The 18,675-nt window shown below is 61.9% G+C and carries 15 protein-coding genes; 6 read left to right on the plus strand and 9 right to left on the minus strand.

What is annotated here, in order from left to right; all coding sequences use genetic code 11:
• The 3 genes from moaD to epmA form a co-directional block, all read right to left on the minus strand.
• The gene (gene moaD / locus QQJ98_RS12400; protein WP_284325663.1) at window positions 1-249 is read right to left on the minus strand and encodes a molybdopterin converting factor subunit 1; all 249 of its coding nucleotides are present in this window, start codon (window positions 247-249) and stop codon (window positions 1-3) included.
• Complete coding sequence (gene pgsA, locus QQJ98_RS12405) at window positions 246-911, minus strand: CDP-diacylglycerol--glycerol-3-phosphate 3-phosphatidyltransferase (protein ID WP_284325664.1); 666 nt, start codon at window positions 909-911, stop codon at window positions 246-248. The genes moaD and pgsA overlap by 4 nt, the downstream gene beginning before the upstream one ends.
• Before the next feature lie 113 nt (window positions 912-1,024).
• Entirely contained in the window at window positions 1,025-2,074 is a 1,050-nt protein-coding gene (gene epmA / locus QQJ98_RS12410; RefSeq protein ID WP_284325665.1) for an EF-P lysine aminoacylase EpmA, read from the minus strand.
• Between the two features lie 88 nt (window positions 2,075-2,162).
• Here epmA and efp point away from each other — a divergent pair, with 88 nt between their 5' ends.
• Window positions 2,163-2,729 carry an elongation factor P gene (efp, locus tag QQJ98_RS12415; RefSeq protein WP_284325666.1) on the plus strand — a complete coding sequence of 189 codons (567 nt, stop codon included), beginning with the start codon at window positions 2,163-2,165 and terminating at the stop codon, window positions 2,727-2,729.
• A 145-nt stretch (window positions 2,730-2,874) separates the two neighbouring features.
• Here the strand turns inward: efp and denD are convergent, their stop codons facing one another.
• The gene (denD, locus tag QQJ98_RS12420) at window positions 2,875-3,876 is read right to left on the minus strand and encodes a D-erythronate dehydrogenase (RefSeq protein WP_284325667.1); all 1,002 of its coding nucleotides are present in this window, start codon (window positions 3,874-3,876) and stop codon (window positions 2,875-2,877) included.
• Window positions 3,877-3,973: 97 nt separating this feature from the next.
• On the opposite strand from denD, the gene QQJ98_RS12425 reads away from it, so the two are divergent.
• On the plus strand, window positions 3,974-5,863 hold the full coding sequence (locus QQJ98_RS12425) for a caspase family protein (protein ID WP_284325668.1): 1,890 nt from the start codon (window positions 3,974-3,976) through the stop codon (window positions 5,861-5,863).
• Window positions 5,864-5,874: 11 nt separating this feature from the next.
• On the plus strand, window positions 5,875-6,897 hold the full coding sequence (locus QQJ98_RS12430; protein WP_284325669.1) for a S1 family serine peptidase: 1,023 nt from the start codon (window positions 5,875-5,877) through the stop codon (window positions 6,895-6,897).
• A 141-nt stretch (window positions 6,898-7,038) separates the two neighbouring features.
• Here QQJ98_RS12430 and QQJ98_RS12435 read toward each other — a convergent pair whose 3' ends face one another.
• From QQJ98_RS12435 to QQJ98_RS12445, 3 genes are read right to left on the minus strand one after another with little or no spacing between them, the layout of a single operon-like run.
• The gene (locus tag QQJ98_RS12435; RefSeq protein ID WP_284325670.1) at window positions 7,039-8,367 is read right to left on the minus strand and encodes a sensor histidine kinase; all 1,329 of its coding nucleotides are present in this window, start codon (window positions 8,365-8,367) and stop codon (window positions 7,039-7,041) included.
• An 8-nt stretch (window positions 8,368-8,375) separates the two neighbouring features.
• Window positions 8,376-9,071 carry a response regulator transcription factor gene (locus tag QQJ98_RS12440; RefSeq protein ID WP_284325671.1) on the minus strand — a complete coding sequence of 232 codons (696 nt, stop codon included), beginning with the start codon at window positions 9,069-9,071 and terminating at the stop codon, window positions 8,376-8,378.
• Between the two features lie 25 nt (window positions 9,072-9,096).
• A complete protein-coding gene (locus QQJ98_RS12445) occupies window positions 9,097-10,383 on the minus strand; it encodes a S1C family serine protease (RefSeq protein WP_284325672.1) in 1,287 nt (428 codons plus the stop codon).
• A 232-nt stretch (window positions 10,384-10,615) separates the two neighbouring features.
• Between QQJ98_RS12445 and QQJ98_RS12450 the strand changes: the two genes are divergently transcribed.
• The 3 genes from QQJ98_RS12450 (at window position 10,616) to QQJ98_RS12460 (ending at window position 14,811) form a co-directional block, all read left to right on the plus strand.
• Entirely contained in the window at window positions 10,616-12,037 is a 1,422-nt protein-coding gene (locus QQJ98_RS12450) for a multicopper oxidase family protein (protein WP_284325673.1), read from the plus strand.
• A 121-nt stretch (window positions 12,038-12,158) separates the two neighbouring features.
• Window positions 12,159-12,743 carry a hypothetical protein gene (locus QQJ98_RS12455; RefSeq protein ID WP_284325674.1) on the plus strand — a complete coding sequence of 195 codons (585 nt, stop codon included), beginning with the start codon at window positions 12,159-12,161 and terminating at the stop codon, window positions 12,741-12,743.
• Window positions 12,744-12,747: 4 nt separating this feature from the next.
• Window positions 12,748-14,811 (plus strand): caspase family protein, encoded by a 2,064-nt coding sequence (locus tag QQJ98_RS12460; RefSeq protein ID WP_284325675.1) that lies wholly within the window; start codon window positions 12,748-12,750, stop codon window positions 14,809-14,811.
• A gap of 197 nt (window positions 14,812-15,008) precedes the next feature.
• Here the strand turns inward: QQJ98_RS12460 and iolG are convergent, their stop codons facing one another.
• Window positions 15,009-16,010 carry an inositol 2-dehydrogenase gene (gene iolG, locus QQJ98_RS12465; RefSeq protein ID WP_284325676.1) on the minus strand — a complete coding sequence of 334 codons (1,002 nt, stop codon included), beginning with the start codon at window positions 16,008-16,010 and terminating at the stop codon, window positions 15,009-15,011.
• Window positions 16,011-16,177: 167 nt separating this feature from the next.
• On the minus strand, window positions 16,178-18,673 hold the full coding sequence (locus QQJ98_RS12470; protein WP_284325677.1) for an ABC transporter permease: 2,496 nt from the start codon (window positions 18,671-18,673) through the stop codon (window positions 16,178-16,180).
• Window positions 18,674-18,675 lie beyond the last annotated feature (2 nt).

Raw genomic sequence — 18,675 nt, forward strand, 5'->3', positions numbered from 1 at the left:
TCAGCCACCCGTCATTGGCGGAAAGAAGGCGATTTCGCGCACACCAGCCAAAGGCGCATCAAAGCTGGAAAGCTCTTGATCCAGCGCCACGCGCAGTGACGTGATGTCTTCAAACGCCCACGCATAATGCTCGGCGCGTGCGCGCAGCTCGATGATAAGATCCATAACTGTCGCTGCCGTCGTCTCTAGCCGTTCACGCGGAAGGCCAATCCGCTCGCGCACCCAAGCGAAATACAGCACGTCGATCATTTATCTTCCCGCAGAAACGGCAGCGCTTTGCGGAAGTAATCCAAGCCCGTCATCGCCGTCAACAAAGCGGCAATCCACATCAGCACCAGCCCGGCATCGCCCGCCACGCTGGCGCAATCTCGCTTGCCGCAAGCCCGGATCGGGTCGGCCAAGCCCTGCATTACGGCGTCCGTATACTGCTCGGGCGTCATTCCATGCATCGCCACACCGTTGAGGTATTCCAACCCGGTGCCCAGAAACAGCACCGCGATTGCCACCATCTGCGCCGTGGTTTTCCACTTTGCCAACTTGGTGACCTTCAGCAGGCCAGCCTTGGCACCCAGAAATTCACGCAGGCCCGACACAAAAACCTCACGAAACAAGATCACCGTAGCAGGCAGGATCAACCACGGATTCATGCCCGAATATCCTGTCAGCACAAGGATCGCGATGACCACCATGGCCTTGTCGGCGATCGGGTCCATCATGGTGCCGAACTTGCTTTCCTGCTTCCAGAGCCGCGCAAGATAGCCGTCAAACCAATCGGTGACCGCGGCGCTTACAAACAGCGTCAACGCGAACCAATCCGCCCAAGGCCGTTGGAAATACAGGAACATCAGCGGCACGCCGGGGGCTGCCAACAGACGCAAGACAGTAAGTGTGTTTGGGATCGACCATTTCATGCGCCAAGTCGTAGCCCAACTGTGCCACTGGGGGGAAGCGGCATTTCCGACCCAAACCATCTTGAAAAGCGGCAAATTGCCGAAAGTCAGGCTTGGTCTGTAACATGCCCCGGCTATTCCGGCACGGGTGCCCAGATCACATCATCAATCCGCGCCGCCCCTGTCGACAGCATCACCACGCGGTCAAAGCCCATCGCGATGCCGCTAGCGGCGGGCATGATCGCCAATGCAGCCAGAAAATCTTCGTCCAGTGGATAACGCTCTCCGTAAACCCGCGCTTTTTCGTCCATCTCTAGCGCAAAGCGGCGGCGCTGCTCGTCCGGGTTGGTCAACTCGCCAAAACCATTCGCAAGCTCGACCCCGCAGGCATAGACCTCAAACCGCTCTGCCACCCTTGCATCCCTTGGATGCTTACGGGCCAAAGCCGCTTCGGCGCTGGGGTATTCGTCCAGAATGGTGATCCGCCCCATGCCCAAATGCGGTTCGACCAACTCACCCAACACCCGTGACAACATATCCGACCAGGTGTCATCCGAAGCCACCCGCAACCCCACACGCGCCAATTCCGCCGCCAAGACGGACGCGTCAGGCGCACCATCTGGCCCGATAGAGGCCAGCAAATCCACTCCGGCATAGCGCGAGAACGCCTCGGCCACCGACAACCGCTCGGGGTCAACAAAGGGATCACAGAGCTTACCCCGAAACCGCAACACTCCGCTGCCAATCTCGGCCGCAAGCCTGCAAAAGGCCATGACATCGGCCATCAGCTCTTCATAGCCCTCACCCACCCGATACCATTCCAGCATGGTGAATTCGGGGCTGTGCAAAGCCCCGCGCTCGCGGTTGCGATAGACATGCGCAAAAGCCGCGATGCGCGTCTCACCCGCCGCCAGCAGCTTTTTCATCGCAAATTCGGGAGAGGTATGCAGATACATAGGCCGCGCCACGCCATCATTGCCGATGGCTTGCGTCATAAAGCCATGCAGATGCGCCTCATTCCCCGGCGAGTGGGCCAAAGCCGCAGGGTCCACCTCGATGAAATCCCGCTCGGCCAGCCATGCCCGCATCGCTGCTTGAATCCGGTTGCGGGCGAGCAAAATCCCCCGCCTGTCCGCATGCCGCGCAGGGCTCCACCAAGGCTGATCCATATTTTTGGCTTTCATCTGGAGATTTCCGATCAAATGGGCTACAGCCACCCCGATATGCGGCCCCCTTACCCTTCGGGCCATTCAAGAACAAGGAACCACCCCTGTGAAAGTCATCGCCTCCTCTTTGCGCAAAGGCAATGTCGTCGAGATGGACGGCAAACTTTACGCCGTGCTGAAAGCCGAAAATTTCCACCCCGGCAAAGGCACGCCCACCACCTCGGTCGACATGCGTCGGATTTCCGATGGCGTGAAAGTCGCCGAACGCTGGCGCACCACAGAAATGGTGGAGAAGGCAAATGTCGATGATCGCGAATACGACTTCCTTTATGAAGACGGCGAAGGTTTCCACTTCATGGAGCCTACCACCTACGAGCAATTCGCTGTGCATCCCGATGTGGTTGGTGATGACAAAGCCTTCTTGACCGATGGGCTGAAAGTTTACCTCAAAACCTACGACGGCGTAGCCATCGCTTTGGAACTGCCGCAGCGCGTCAATGTCGAAATTGCCGAGACCGAGCCCGTGGTCAAAGGCCAGACCGCTTCGTCTTCCTACAAACCTGCGATCTGCACCAATGGTGTGCGGGTGATGGTGCCGCCGCATATCGGCCCCGGCGCGCGGATCGTGATCAACACCGAAGATCTTTCCTACTACGGTCGCGTCCAAGACTAAATCATGCTTCAAAAAGCCCGCCCGCAATCAGCGCAGCGGGCTTTTTCACGCCAAAGTCAAAACAATTTGCCTGAAATTGCCATCCTATGTGCATGAATTTCCTCGGGATCCGGGGTGAATCCGCGGCTTGGCAACTCGCGCGCCCTCAAACTCTGTGCAGATCATCCTCAAGATAGACCTGCAAAATCTCATCAAAACTAGCCTCAGCCCGAAACCCCAAAGCTTTGGCCCGCGTCGCTGCAAACCGCCTCGGCCAGCTTTGCACGATGGCCCATACCGCTGGGTCCGGCACATCGCGGATCAACCGCGCCACATCCGCCCCTGCCGCCCGCGTCAGGGCTGCAATCTGTTCGGCCACCGTCACCGCGGCCCCCGGCAATGTCAGATTGCGCCGTAGCCCCACCAAGCCCAAATCCAATTCTGCCGCATGCAGAAAGAAGCCCACTGCAGCGCGCGGACTGGCCATCGTGTGCAGCCAATCGCGCGGCACCGGCAGATCGGCGGGCAGCCGATTTAATGGCTCGCGGATGATAGCCGAGAAAAAGCTCGACGCTGCTTTGTTGGCTTTACCCGGTCGCACGCAGATCGTCGGCAACCGCAGCCCGATGCCATCCATGAACCCGCGCCGGGAATAATCCGCAAGCAACGCCTCGCCGATCAGCTTCTGCGCACCGTAGGACGAATGGGGCGTCGGCGCGAAATCATCCGGAATCTCTTCCGGGAACGGCCCGCCAAACACCGCTGTGGTCGAGGCATAGACGACCCGAGGCGAGTGCCCTGCCGCCCTGATCGCGTCAAACAACGCCCGCGTCCCGTCAACATTCACCCGGTAGCCCAGATCGAAATTTGCTTCTGCCTCACCCGAGACCACACCCGCCAGATGAAAAATCACCTCGGGATGATGCCGCATCAATCCTGCAGCGGTGCCGCTTGCCGCCAAATCCCCAACCAGTGCCAGATGCGGTGCAGTCGCCTCTGCCGCCACTATATCATGCAAAATCAATTGGCTGATCGGCCTGCCCTGCAACGCCCCACGCCCCAGCAAGGCCCGCGTCAATTTTCGGCCAATCATCCCAGCCGCGCCTGTGATCAACACCCGCATGTAAACCCTCCCCGGTTTGGCGCAGCAAAGCACGGCCTGCGTCATCTACAAAGCCCCGTATCCGGCCAGCATCCAAAATGACATCTGCTGTCGCTTGCGCAAGATCGCTTGCCGGATGCTGCAAGGCGCGTATTCTGGCCTTATGTTACAGCTATTTCGCGCAGCCATTTATACAATCCTGCTGGCCGACCTCCCACATCCGGCCCATGCCGAGTTGCGCGCGGTTCTGGTTGGGGTCAGCGATTATCTGACGCTGGACGCCGATCTGAAAGGCCCCGCCAATGACGTGCGCCTGATGGCAGAGGCTTTGATCACGCGCGGGATCCCGGCCACAGAAATCACTGCACTTACCTCTGACCCCACTGATCTGCCCGCTGGTGTTAGCATCGCCAGCCCCACGAAATCCGCAATAATTTTGGCATTGAACGCGATGGCCAGCCGCGCCCAAACGGGTGACACTTTGGTATTCTACTTCTCGGGCCACGGCGCGCAGGCCCCCGATCTGACGGGCGATGAGGGCGGTGGCTATGACGAACTGCTGCTGCCCGCCGATGCCGCCGGCTGGAAAGGCAATGTCGGCATGGTCGACAACGCTTTGCTGGATGATGAGCTGCAGGCTTGGGCGCAGCCGTTGCTGACCCGAGGCATCAAGCTGGTTGGCTTAATCGACGCCTGCCATTCTGACACTGCCTTTCGCAACCTACCCGGCCAAGGCGGAGTGGCGCGCGGCCTTGGCCCGCAGGATCTGAACATACCCGACACTATCGCCAGCGCGGCTTCAGCACCAAATGCCCCACCGCTTCGGGGCGACTTCGTTTTCCTCTATTCCTCGCAATCCGACCAACGCTCTTTTGAATACCCCGTTGGCGAAACTCAGGTTTGGCAGGGTGCCTTCACCCGCCAACTTGCCGCAACACTGCGCGACAGCCCGACAGCACCATGGGCACAAGTGCTTGCCGCAACCGCCGCCGCCATGCAGCAAGGATCAACCGCGCAGATGCCAGCCGGCGAGGGACCTATGCTGGATCAGAACCTTTTCGGCACTGCCGCACCGCAACACTGGCCTATCCAGAACGGCAACCTGCAAGCGGGGCTGCTGCAGGGTCTGAACCCCGGCGACCAACTCTCGGTCTACGCGTCTGCCGAGGGCGGAGCCGCGCTTTTGCAAGTGACCCTGACCGACGTTGCAGCCCGCAGCGCCCGCCTTCTCGCCCTGCCCGCCAATGCTGCCTGGGCAAAGCTTGACCAAGCAGCGCCGCCGCCCCCGCTCCAGCTTGCGATGCCGCAGTTGGCTGATCCCGACGACAACAGCGATTATTCCAAATGGCGCGCCGCGCTGGCCCCCTACGTGATGAAAGGCGGGGCCGCCGATCTGTCGCCCATCTTCACCCAAGGCCAGATTGCTCTTGCTGGCCCGGACGGCGCACTTGATCCGGCCGGCCCCGGCTCCACCCCGCGCATCCAAGCGCAACAGGGCGAGAACCCGACGCTGGCCGTCGAGCGCGTTTTGGCAGCGGCGACCCACAGCCTGCACCTGCGCCGCATGTTTGCGTCGCTCGCGGGCCGCAACCTGACAGCACACCCTGCGCTGCAATTGGACTGGCAGCGTAAAGCGACCACCGATTGCGTCCATCATAGCCGTGCACTTGCATTTGATCCCGCCAAAGGCGTCGCCCCCTGCGATCAACTTTGGCTTGGCTTTCAGAATGTCTCGGGCCGTGATCTGGATGTCTCGATCTTGTATTTCAACACCGATTTCAGCATTGCGCCGATTTGGCCAAAACAAGGTCTGTCGAACCGCCTCGCAGCCGGGGAAAGTGGCCGGGCCGGGTTTCAGATTGATGCAAACGCGCCGCCCGCCGACGAAGATATCCTGATCCTTGCCGTGCCCGTCGAACCCGGTGCCGCGCGGGTTGATCTGACCTTGCTTGTCGACCCCGCAACCAACCGCAGCTTTTCCAGCAAACCCGCGCCGCTTTTGATGATCCGCCAAGCCGTGCGGATCCGCCCCGCGCAACAGGGAGATGAATGATGAAGCCGATCATGACCACACTTGCTTTGCTCGCCATGGCAGCCCCGGCAACAGCCGAAGTGACACCCAATTTCGCCCAAACACCACCATCCGCCTTTGCTTGGGCAAAAAGCGGCGAGAAGGCGGCTTTCGCACGCAAAGCCGCATCTGGAGGCAAGGTGGTGGGCGGTAAAATCTCTGCGACCGGGGCGTGGCCTTGGCAGGTGGCGCTGCTGATTGGTGGCGCGCCGATTGGGCCGGACGCGCAGTTTTGCGGCGGCAGTTTGGTGATGGAAGAATGGGTGCTGACTGCGGCGCATTGCGTGCACATGCAGGACGCGCAGGGGAATTGGGGCGATCTGAACCCGCAGGAAGTCTCGGTGATGCTGGGCAGCAATATCATCGCGGCGGGCAAGGGTGAGGTGATCGCGGTGAAAGCGGTGTTCCGGCATCCCGACTATGTCGGCACCGGGTTTGATAATGATATCGCGCTGCTGAAACTGACCCGCGCGCCGCGGTTGCCGCATCAGATCATTCAGGTGCCGGATGCTGCCTTCGGGGACCAGCTGGATCAGCCGGGGGTGGTGACGGTGGTGACGGGCTGGGGTCTGGTTGAGGGCGGCGTTCATCCCGAGGCGCTGCATGAGACCGAGATTCAGATGCTGGACCGTGCGGTTTGCAATCAATCCCTGATGGCCGCGCGGACCGATGCGGCGGCTGAAGGCTTTGGCTATGCGGTGGGGGTGTTGAGTTTGCGCGACGAGGACGCCTATCAGATCTGGGATGAGCTGGTGGGCCGCGCGCCGGCGCCGATGAGCCCCAATATGCTGTGTTCGGGCACGTTCGAGGGCGGCAAGACCGCCTGTTCGGGTGACAGCGGCGGGCCTTTGGTGGTGCCATTGGAGGATGGAACCTATATTCAGGCCGGGATTGTCAGCTGGGGTTTGACGGCGAAATCTGGAGAGGGCTGCGAAGAAAAGGCGCTGTTTTCAGCCTATACAAAGATCGCGCAATTCGTGCCCTGGCTGGATCAGGTGATCAACGAAAACCCCTGAGATTTGAAGTGTCCACGCGTGGACAGAGGTTCGGTTTATTACATTTCAATGGGTTACAGGCCTTCTTTCATAAAGCCGTAACCTTTAACCTCACATTGACCGGGGGCCTCGAACACGCCGATCACATGCGGACCATTGGCGTTATAGCTTCGGCCACAAAATCTCGACCGTCAAACCCGCGTCAACTTCGGGCAGCGACAGTTTCGCGCCATGCCGTGCCGCGATGGCGCGGACCAAAGCCAGCCCAAGTCCGTGGCCTTTTATGCCGCGCTCTTGATCGCGGGGGGCGCGGGTGAAACGCTCGAACGCCGCATCACGCAGATCGGCAGGCAGGCCGGGGCCGCTGTCGGCCAAGATCAGGCAATGCTGTGGGCCGCTGGTTTGCAGCGTCAAGCTGAGGCTGTCACCCTGAGCGCAATATTTGATCGCGTTGTCGATCAGGTTCGACAGCATTTGCGCGATCAGATTGCGGTCGCCGAGAATCTGCAGATCAGGCGCGCAGTTCAGGGTGCAGATCAGGCCCTTGTCTTCTGCAAGCGGCTCGTACAGATCCCAGACTTCGGCGACAACTGCCGACAGATCGACGGGCAGCAAGCCGCCGCCGCCCTGATCAGCCTCGGCCCGGCTGATGTCCAGCAGCGAGTCGAACACCCGGATGGCGTTGCGCATCTCGGCTTTCAGCTGGGCGGTGAGTTCGGGCTGGCCTTCGATCTGCGCCAGCTTTTGCACCATGCGGTTAAGCGGGGTGCGCAATTCATGCGCGATGGTGTCCGACAGGCGATGCGTGGCACGGTTGAGGTTTTCGATCCGGTCCAGCATGGCATGGACATGAGTTTCCAGCAGGCCAAATTCATCGGGGCTGCTCGGCCCGGGGATGCGTGCGGTCAGATCGCCGTTTGCGACCTGATCGGCAAGGTTGTTGATGCGGGCAATCCGGGTCATCACCGATTTTGCGGCCAAGCTGCCGACCACTGCACCTGCCGCCAACAATACCCCGCCCAGCGCCGCCATGCCTTTGCGCAGGCTGGCCAATGTCGCCTCGACCGGGGTAAGCGATCGCGCGACCAGAAGCGGAAAGCCCCCCGGCAGGATACGGGCGACGCCAAGCCAATCGCTGCCCTGATGGTGAAAGCGCTGCACGGCATTGGTCGAGAAATCACTGCCCTGCGGGGTGATCGCGGGCGGCCAAGCGGTTTCGCTGCCCGCAAGGCGGGTGTGGTTGCGGTCTTGCAGCAGCAAAAGCTCTGCCCCAGTGCTGGCGCGATCGTTGATGGCCTGACGCAAAGCGATGATGCGGCGTTGTTGGTAAAGTGCAGCATAGCCTGCAAGATCGGCGTTCAGGGCGGCTGTTGTGGCCTCGGTCAGTCGGGTTTCGACAAGCCGATATTGCAGGCCCATCGCCAGCAGCGACAGCAGGCTGACCGCCATAGCCATGAAAGCCGCAAGTTTCAGGGTAAAGCGGGCCTTCATGCGCGACCCTAAACTGCAGCAAGCGGCGCAAAGACATACCCTTCGCCCCGCGCGGTCTGGATGGCGTGTGATCCGGCCTCTTCCAGCTTGCGGCGCAGGCGGCCGACATGAACATCGACGACATTGGTGCCGGGGTCGAAATGCAGATGCCAGACGTTTTCCAACAGCTGCATGCGGGTGACGATCTGACCAGCATTTTGGGCGAAATAGCTGATCAGCTCAAATTCCTTTGGCGAAACAGCGACATGCGCGCGGTTGATATGCACAGTGCGGGCCTTCATGCGGATTTCCAGCGGGCCGAACACCAGCAGATCATTGTCTTGCCCCTGCATGGTGGCGCGGCGCAGAAGTGCGCGCAGGCGGGCGCGCAGCTCTTCCGGCTCGAACGGTTTTGGCAGGTAGTCGTCGGCACCTTTCTCGAGCCCCTCAACCCGATTGGCGGCGCGGCCAAGGGCTGACAGCACAAGGATCATCGCGCCTGCCCCAAGGGCCCGCATTTTTGCGATGGCTTCGACGCCGTCGCCGCCCGGAAGCATGCGGTCCAGCACGATGACGCGGAAATCTTGTGCCGCAAGAGCGATGCCTTCGGGCAAGGTCGTCGCAATGGTGGCACTGCAGCCAAGGCCGCGCACTTCGGACGCGACGGCTTCGGCGATTTCGGGATCATCCTCGATGATCAGGATGCGGTCGGGGGCGGTGGGCATCTGGGTTCCTTCGCTTTGCATGATGTCAGAACACCACCACGTCCGGGTCAAGCACATTCGCGCCACCGATGGCATGAAGCGTGCGGTGGCTGGCCCAAGGGTCGATCAGAACATGGCGCGTGCCGGTCTGACTGTGCAGCAAAAGCAGCACCGGATGGCTGAAGGCGCGCGCCATTTGTGTGGCGGCAGGTTGGCCGTCGATTTGCAGGATCGTCTCGGCCTCAGCCACGCCTGCCAAAAGTGCCGGAGAGTTCGGGGCGACTTTGGTGATCGTGGCGGCGTCAAGCGTCAGGCCCAGATCGGTCAGGCTGTATTCGGTGCGCCGGGTGGGGGAAGCGATGTCGCGCAGGGTCAGGCCTGCGTCGGGTGGGGACAGCGCGCCAATCAACACCAGCACGGATTTTGCGCGCAGGATGGTCAGATCAAAGCGGTTGCTTGCCAGTGCAGCCTCGACCGCGAAGGCCAGATCGCCGGGGTCCTGCAGGGCTTGGCCGTTGACCGCAAGCAGCACATCCCCCGGTTGGATGCCTGCATGATCGGCCAGACCGGCGCGGGCGATGCTGTCCACCAGCAGGCCAGTGGTGGCGATGTTCAAAGCCTCGGCCAGTTGCCGATCGACCGGGCGGGCGGTAAGGCCGAGTTTCGGCAAGGGCGGCAGGGTTTCGTCGATCAGACCCTGCACGATGCGGCTCAGATCGGTGGCTGGGATGGCATAGGCGATGCCAACAAACACCCGGCTGCCATCGGCAATCTGGGCGTTCATGCCCACCAGCGCGCCCGCAGCATCCACCAATGGCCCCCCCGAGGAACCGGGATTAAGCGCCGCGTCGTGTTGGATCATGCGGATCGGCGTGGCGGGTTCGATCTGGCGGCCAAGCGCGGAGATATGGCCCGCGGTGGCGGTGAATGAGATGCCCAGCGGCGCACCCAAGGCCCAGACCTGCGCGCCAAGCTGCGGGGATGCGCTGGCAGGGCTTAGACCGGGCCGCGCCGCTGTCACTGCAATCACGGCCACATCGCGCGAGGCATCCGCCGCGATGACATGGCCGATTTGCTGATGGCCCTCGGCATCGGTCAGCCGCACCTCGGACGCTTGGCCCACCACATGAGCGTTGCTGACCGCCACCGCCCCATCGCCCCACAAAAAGGCCGAACCAAGGAAGCGGTCTTCGGCATCGGCGGAATGGACGGTGAACACGCGCTCCATCGCGGTTTCAAGCATCGGGGTGTCGGCGCGTGAGGGTGCAGCGGCCGGGGTCAGCAGCAAAAGGCTTAGCAGGCTTGCGCGCAGGGCGGATCGGAAAACCGGCATTTATATCCTCGGGTTGCATCTTGGGGCATGTTAGCGCGGCGGGCGCTGTCATGCCCGTGACAAAGCCTGTCACCTTGGGTTGGGGGGCAAGCCCCGTCGTCCTGCGGGCTTAGCGCCGGGAAATGTGCGCACAGAGGCGCCCGCGAGAATGTGATCTGGCTCTGGCGCTTTTAGGTGGGGCAAGCGCGGACGGAGCGGTTACACTTTGCTGTGCATGAAGGAGTTTTGGCCCATGTTGATCCGCCCCAACCGCCGCCGTTTTCTGGCCGGAGCTGCAGCCCTGCCTTTGGCGGGGTTTGTGGTGCCTGCGCGGGCGGAGGTGGCCGAGATGAGCATCGCGACCCGCCAGATCGAGGTGATGGGCCGAGCTGCAACGGTTTATGGCTTTAACGGCTATGATGGGCAGTTGGGATTTTACGGCAAAGAAGGCGCGCGGTTTCAACTGGGTCTGCAGAACGACACCGACATCGACGTGATCACCCATTGGCATGGGCAGGTGATGGCCGCCGAGGGGCAGGACCGGGCCTATACCGGTGGCGGCGCTTTGGCGGCGGGTGCTGTTGATTGGATGGATTTTGCGCTGACCCCCGGCACGCATTGGATGCATGCGCATCAGCTGTCCGAGCAGCAGCTGATGGCGGCCCCGATGATCTGCCGCGAGAAAGATGCCGAGGATATTCAAGAGCATGTGATCATGCTGCATGACTTCAGCTTTAAACCTCCGACCGAGATTCTGGCAGATCTGGGCGGCATGGATATGCATGCAGATGGGGCATCAAGCGGAATGAGCCACATGGACGGCATGGACATGTCAGGCGATATGGCCGGAATGTCGATGGGCGGGGGCGGCATGGTGCATGCCAATGACGTGGCCTATGATGCCTATCTTGCCAACGACCGCACGCTGGCGGACCCAGAGGTGGTGGCGGTCAATCCCGGCGTGCGTCTGCGCTTGCGCATTATCAATGGCGGCACGGCGACGGCGTTCTGGATTGATCCGGGGCAGTTGCACTCGGTTGCGATTGCCGTGGATGGCAGTGCTTGTGTGCCGATGACCGCCAAAGCTTATCCGCTGGCGCAGGGGCAGCGCTTGGATCTGATCGTGACGATCCCGCCCGAGGGCGGTGCGTTTCCGATCTTTGCGCAGGTTGAGGCCGCCCGGATGCGCACCGGAATTGTGCTCGCGACTTCGGGCGCGACTATCGAGCGGCTTGCAGATCAGGCCGACAGCGCGGCCGCACATCTGGGCAGCGATTTTGATGCAAGCCTGCGGGCCGTTCACGCCTTGCCAGAGCGGGCGGGCCAAATGGCGCATCTGATGTTGGGCGAAGAGCCGGGCTATCGTTTTACCATCAACGGCAAAGTCCACGGCGAGGACGCGCCGATTGTCGCAAAACTGGGCACGCGGCTTGAGTTGATGTTCATGAACACCGGGATGATGATGCATCCAATGCATCTGCACGGCCATCATTTTCAGGTGGTCGACACTGGTGCGGGAAGGTTCAGCGGGCCACGGCGCGACGTGGTGGCGGTGCCACCCGGCGGCATGGTGACGGTGGCGGTTGATCTGGACAAGCCCGGCAGTTGGTACCTGCATTGCCACCATCTTTACCACATGGCGACGGGGATGATGACCGAAGTGCGGGTTGGCTGAGGCGCAGGTTTCGGCTTCCGTTTTGGGCCTGCGTGACAAATGCCGTCATGGCGGTTTGCTGGCTTTACAGGAGGGGTCGCGCGCCGCATCCTTGCGACTGACTTAACCCCGGGGCTTTGCCATGCTGCGCCTATCATTTTTGCTTATGCTGCTTGCCGCCCCCGTTGCGGCTGGGACGTTGTCGGGTGTGAAGGCCGCCGAAATCTCGGGTCAGCTTTACGCAGCGGGGGTGGCTGCGGGCGATCCGGTGCTGTTGATCGCTGCGGCCAAGTTGCGAAAATCGCTGGTGTTTCGCGGCGAAGGCGAGGCTCCACTGGGGTGGGAGGCGATGCTGGCGCAGGCCGAAGCGATGGCTGCGGGCGATGATGTTTTGCTGGGGCTGATCGCGGATGTACGGGCGGAAAGCAGCAAGGGTGTGGCCTCGGGGCCGATGTATAGCATTGGGACGCTTGCCAGTGGCGGGGTGAATCGTTTTCCCGACGTGGGCTTTGCGGCGGGCGATTATGCCGAGGTTTATCTGGAGGCAAAGGCCGAAACCGACCTGAATTTGGCAGTGTTTGATGCAAAGGGGCAGTTGGTCTGCGCCGATACAGACCCCGGCCCGATTGCCTATTGCGGTTGGACAGCGGCGCGTGACGCGGGCTATGTGATGCAGGTGGAAAACCTTGGGCCGCTGGAGAGCGGCTATGCGTTGATGACGAATTAGCGCCATGACATTGCTGGGAAAAATCCGCGCGGGTATGATGGGTCTGGGGCTGGCTTTGGTGGCATTTCCCGCCGTTGCGCGCGACAATTACGCGCTGCTGATCGGGGCTGCCGAGTATAAGAACCTTGATCCGAAATACTGGCTGAAGGGGCCTGCCAATGATGTGCGGCTGGTGCAGGCATATCTGACGACCGCCAGCCCAGTGAAGTTTGCGCCGGACGATGTGATCGTGCTGGCCGATGGGATCGCAGGGGCGAGGCCGCCGACTTTGGCTGCGATCCGCGGCGCGGTGGCGGATTTGACAGCGCAGGTGCAGCCGGGGGATTTTGTCTATCTGCATTTCTCGGGGCATGGCTCGCAATCGCCGGCGCTGGTGCCGGAAACCGAGTTGGATGGCTTGGATGAGACGTTTTTGCCGTCGGATATCGGGCCTTGGGACGACGCCGTGGGGCATGTGCAGAATGCGCTGATTGACGATGAAATCGGCACAATGATTGATGGCTTGCGCGCCAAGGGGGCGGATGTCTGGGCGGTGTTTGACAGTTGCCATTCGGGCACTGTGACGCGCGGGGTCGAGGAAGATGACGTGCGTTTGCGGCAATTGCCGACCGATGCTTTGGGGATTCCGCCCGCGTTGTCCGAGGGTTCCAACCGCGCTTTGCCAGCGGTTGAAGCGCCGTTTGACGAGGTGTCAAAGCCCGGCATGGGCAGTTTTGTGGCGTTTTTTGCCGCCCAAACCAACGAAGTGACCCCCGAGAAGAACCTGCCAAAAGGCAAGCCGGGCCGGGTGCCGCAGGGGGTATTCACCTATACTTTGTTCGAGGTTCTCGCGCAAAATCCGGGGGTTAGCTATGGGCAGCTTGGGCAGGAAGTGCTGCGGTCTTATGCCACCAAACGGCTGGCGACGACGACTCCGATGTTCGAGGGCGATCTGGATCGGGTGGCGTTTTCGGGGGCGGCTGGGGATCGGGTTGCGCAGTGGACGGGGGTTCTCACGGGGACGGAATTTTCGGTTCCGGCAGGGTCTTTGTATGGGCTGAATGAGGGGGCGACTTTGGCTGTGATGGCGAAGGCGACCGATGCGGATAGCGATGCGTTAGGCTTTGTGACGCTGACTTCGGTGGAGACGTTTTCGGCGACAGGCGTGGCGGTTCAGGGCGAAAAACCCCTGCCTGCAGAGCTGCCGAAGGGATTTTTGTTGCGGAAAATTGGCAGTGATGTGGATTTTACGCTGACAGTGGCGCTGCCGAAAGTTGAGGATTCTGAGGCAGTTAGCGCGGTTTTGGCGGCGCTTCCGGCGTTGAAGGATGCCTCGGGGCCGCGGTTGAATTACGTGGCTGCGGGCGAAGAGGCTGATCTGCGGCTGGTGGTGATCGCGGATAGCCCCCGGCCCAATGCGGTTTGGGTTGTGCCCGCGACCGGCTTGATTGCGGATTTTGCAGCGACGCCTTCGGTGACCACGGACGACAAGACGCCGCAGGTTTTGGGCGAAGTTTTGGCAGATACGCTGACCACGATGGCGCGGGCGATCAATTTGCAAAAGTTGGGGGCTGCGGTGGGGGTTGGGGATTTGAATGTCGATGTGGAGTTGCTGACCGGGAAGGATAAGAACTCGTTGCAACTGGCGCGCAAAGCAGAGGTGCCGCGATTGGTGCCGGATGATCAGGTGCATATTCTGGCGCGCAACAATATGGATCAACCCGTTGATATAAATGTGCTTTATATCGCGGCTGACTATGCAATCAGCCATTGGTTTTCGGGGCGTTTGCAGCCGGGGGATACGCTGAAGAAGGGGCTGTTCAAGATCGGGCGCGACGTGTTGGGGGATGAGCGGATGATCGTGGTGATGACGCCCGCGCTGCCGCAATCGCCGGTGGAAAACCTGAGTTTCCTTGCGCAAGACGCGCTGGAAACCACACGCGACTTGGGTGGATCGAATCTGTCGGCAGCGCTGGCCGAGGCTGGTTTCGGACAGACCACCCGAAGTGCGACGGCGCTGGACGATGACAGCAGCGGCCCCGCGCCGGGGATGATCGAGCTGGAATTGCGCACCGGGCTTGCGCCGTGAATCGCCACTCTGACGGGGCAGATTGACGAAAGGTTAACGACCCAGAAAGCGGCCATATAGGGGCCATATACCGGCCATACACCGTGCGGCGGGTTTTGCCGCGCTGTCGGATGCCTCTGGCGGGGATATTTGGGCCAATGTGAAATGCAAAGCGCGACAGAGTTGCCCCTGCCGCGCTTTGAAATCTTTGCCCGGGATTACAGAATTTCGGACATTTTCACGACGCGGCCCTCGGCCACGGATTTGACGGCAGCATCAGCCAAGGCCAAGGCGATCAGGCCATCTTCGCCCGACGGCTCGGCTTTGCCTTTGCCGGAGAGCGCCGCGATAAAGGTCGCGATTTCGGCGGCGTAGGCTTCGGTATAGCGGGTCATGAAGAAATCATGCAGCGGCGGGCGGGTGTAGCCTGCGGCGGTGGCAACCTCGATCGACACCGGGCGCTGGTTTTCGGCGGAAACTGCGCCAAGCGAGCCGTGGACTTCGATGCGCTGATCATAGCCATAGGTGGCGCGGCGCGAGTTTGAGATCATCGCCTGACGGCCGGATTTGGTTTTCAGCATCACCTGCACCGAGTCGAAATCGCCAGCTTTGCCAATGGCCGGATCGACCAGCACGGCGGCGGTGGCGACCACCTCGGTGATTTCTTCACCCAGCAGGAAGCGGGCCATGTCGAAATCATGGATCGTCATATCGCGGAAGATACCGCCCGAGCGTTTGATGTAATCAACCGGCGGCGCACCTGGATCGCGCGAGGTGATCACCACCATTTCGGGGGTGCCGATGGTGCCTTTGTCAATCTCGGCCCGGACGGCTTTGAAATGCGGATCAAAGCGGCGGTTGAAGCCGACCATCAACGTGCCTTTGTTGGCGCGCACGACTTCAAGGCAGGCTTTGACGCGGGCGAGGCTGAGGTCGATGGGCTTTTCGCAGAACACGGCTTTGCCAGCTTTGACAAATTGCTCGATCAGGTCGGCATGGGTGTCGGTGGGGGTGCAGATCACCACCGCGTCGATGTCTTTTGCGGCCAAGATCGCCTCAATCGAGCGGACTTCGCAGCCGTATTGATCGGCGATGGCTTGGGCGGCTGCCGGGAAGGCATCGGCCACCGCGACAAGTTGCGCGCCTGCGTCACCCGTGACGGCTTTTGCATGAACTTTGCCGATGCGGCCAGCGCCCAAAAGCCCGAATTTGACTGTCATGTTTTCCTCCTGAAGCGGCAACCTGTGGGCTGCGTGCGGTTGCGGAATTGATATTCCATTTCGCGCCAAGTTCAATCGCATTTTGCCGAGAATACGTCAGGAATTGGCGAAACTCGGCAGAATTCAGCGTAAAATATGCGGGCGTGACTGGAACGTATATTCCATGGCTATTCTTGTGCACGCAAGACTTGCGCCGGGCGCGCGGCCAAGGGGCGCAGCACGAAGATCAGGCTGGCGAGCAGGGTTGCGGCGATGCCACCCAACACGATGGTGAAGGCCGAGGCGGGCTCGAACGCATAGGGGCTGTCCATCACAAAGCGCATCACCGCCCAGCCCGCAAGCCCCCCCGCGATGATGGCGACGGTGCCTGCAGCAGCGCCCATGAGCGCGGCGCGCAGAGCAAAGCTGAGCAGGATGCGGGCGCGCGAGGCACCGAGGGTTTTCAACACAGCGGATTCGTAGATGCGGGCACGCTCGCCCGAGGCAGCGGCCCCCATCAGCACGACAAAGCCTGTCAGCAAGGTGGCCATGGCGGCGATGGTGGTGGCTTTGGCGATGGCGGTGAGGGCTTCGGTGACGCGGCCAATCGCGGCTTTGACAGAGATTGCGGTGACGTTGGGGTAAGCGGTGGCAACGTCGCGCAGGATGGCGGCCTCGGCACCCGCATCGGCGTAGACGGTGGCGATGTCGGTATGCGGCGCGCCTGCGACGGCGGCGGGGTTCAGGGTCAGCACAAAGCCGATACCGGCGTTGGAGAAATCAACCTCGCGCAGGCTGGTGATTTCGGCGGTGATGTCGCGGCCAAGGATATTGATGGTAAGGTTGTCGCCGCGTTTCAGGCCGAGTTCGGCGGCCTCTTCGGCGGCGAAAGAGATTTGCGGCGGGCCTTGGTAGTTGTCGGGCCACCACGCGCCTTCGGTCAGTTTGGTGTTGGCGGGTTGGCTGGCGGCATAGGTGATGCCGCGGTCGCCCGCCAAGACCCAATGCTCGCCCGCGACTTTGCGCGCGTCTTGACCGTTGATCTGGGTGATGATGCCGCGCAGCATCGGGGCAGAGTCCACTTTGCTGACGGCAGGGTTGGCGGTGAGCTTGCTGCGGAAGCCGTCGATCTGATCGGGCTGGATGTCGACGAAGAAGAACGCAGGCGCGCGGGTGGGCAGATCGCGCGAGATCGCGGCGCGCAAGTTGGCGTCGATCTGGCCGACAGCGGCAAGCACGGTCAGGCCGAGGCCAAGGGCAAGCACGACTTGGGCCGTTTCAGCGCGCGGCGCGCCGATGGCGGCGAGGGCTGTGCGGGTGGCGACTTTGCCGCGCAGCAAGGTCAGGCGCGACAGGCGGCGGGCAAGGTGGGTGAGCGCCCATGCAGCGAGGGCAAGGACGATCAACGCGGCGACAACGCCGCCCGCTGTGCCAAGCGCGAGCATGGCGGTGCCGGATAGCGCGACGGCTCCGCCGATCAGCAGCGCCGCGAGGGCGAGCATCGCGATGGCGTAGCGGGCGCGGGGCCAGCCGCCAGACAGACCGCCGCGATAGAGGGCTGCGGCGCGGATTTTCTCGGATCTGGCCAAGGGCCAGAGGGCGAACAGGAAGGCCGAGGTGGTGCCGTAGAAAGCGGCCTCGATGATCGGGCGGGGGTAGAGGGCGATTTGGGCGGGGAAAGGCAGGGCGGCTTGGATCGGGCCTGCGAGGGCGAGGGGGACGGCGACACCAAGGATGAGGCCAAGGGCGACGCCAAGGCCCGCGAGGGCGGCGATTTGCAGCAGATAGGTCTGGAAGATCAGCCCGCCCGTTGCGCCCAAAGTGCGCAGGGTGGCGATGGTGGCGATTTTGGCCTCCAGATAGGATCGCACAGCGGCGGCGACACCAACGCCACCCACGGCAAGACCTGCAAGGCCGACAAGGATCAGGAATGCGCCGATGCGATCGACAAAGCGCGCCACGCCTGGAGCGGCTTTGCGACGGTCGCTCCAACGCAGGCCGGAATCGCGGAACTTGGCTTCGGCTTGGGCCTGCAATGCGGCGAGGTCGGCATTGGCGGGCAGTTGCAGCCGATAAGAGGAATCGAACAATGTGCCGGGTTCCAAGAGGCCGGAACTGGCGAGGGCTTTGGTTTTTACGATGGTGCGGGGGGCGAGGGCAAAGCCGCCGGTGGCGCTGTCGGGCTCGCGCAGGATGCGGCCTTGCAGGGTGAAAGTTTGCGCGCCAAGCTTGAACGCATCGCCGAGTTGCAGGCCGATCTGGTCGGCAAGGATGCCATCCATCACGGCACCCGTGCCTTGCAGGGCGGTAGTCAGATCGCCTTGCTCCAACTGCACCGAGCCAAGCAGAGGGTAGTTGTCATCAACCGCCTTCACCTGCGTCAGCACATGCGCATCGCCCGCGACCACCATGGAACGGAAATCGACAATCTCGGAGGTTTTCAGCGCGATCTGGTCTAGGAAAGCACGCTCTTGCGCCGTCGCAAAGCGGTAGGTGAATTCGACCTGCGCATCGCCGCCCAGCAGCACGGCGCCCTGATCGGTCAGCCCCGCTTCAATGCCTGCCCGCACCATGCCGACCCCGGCAATCGCGGCCACTCCCAAAGCGAGGCAGGCGAGGAACACCCAAAACCCACGCAAGCCGCCGCGCAATTCGGCCTTTGCAATCCGCCATGCCAGCATCATGC

Source organism: Cypionkella aquatica (assembly GCF_030161095.1).
In the GTDB taxonomy this organism is placed as follows: Bacteria; Pseudomonadota; Alphaproteobacteria; order Rhodobacterales; family Rhodobacteraceae; genus Cypionkella; species Cypionkella aquatica.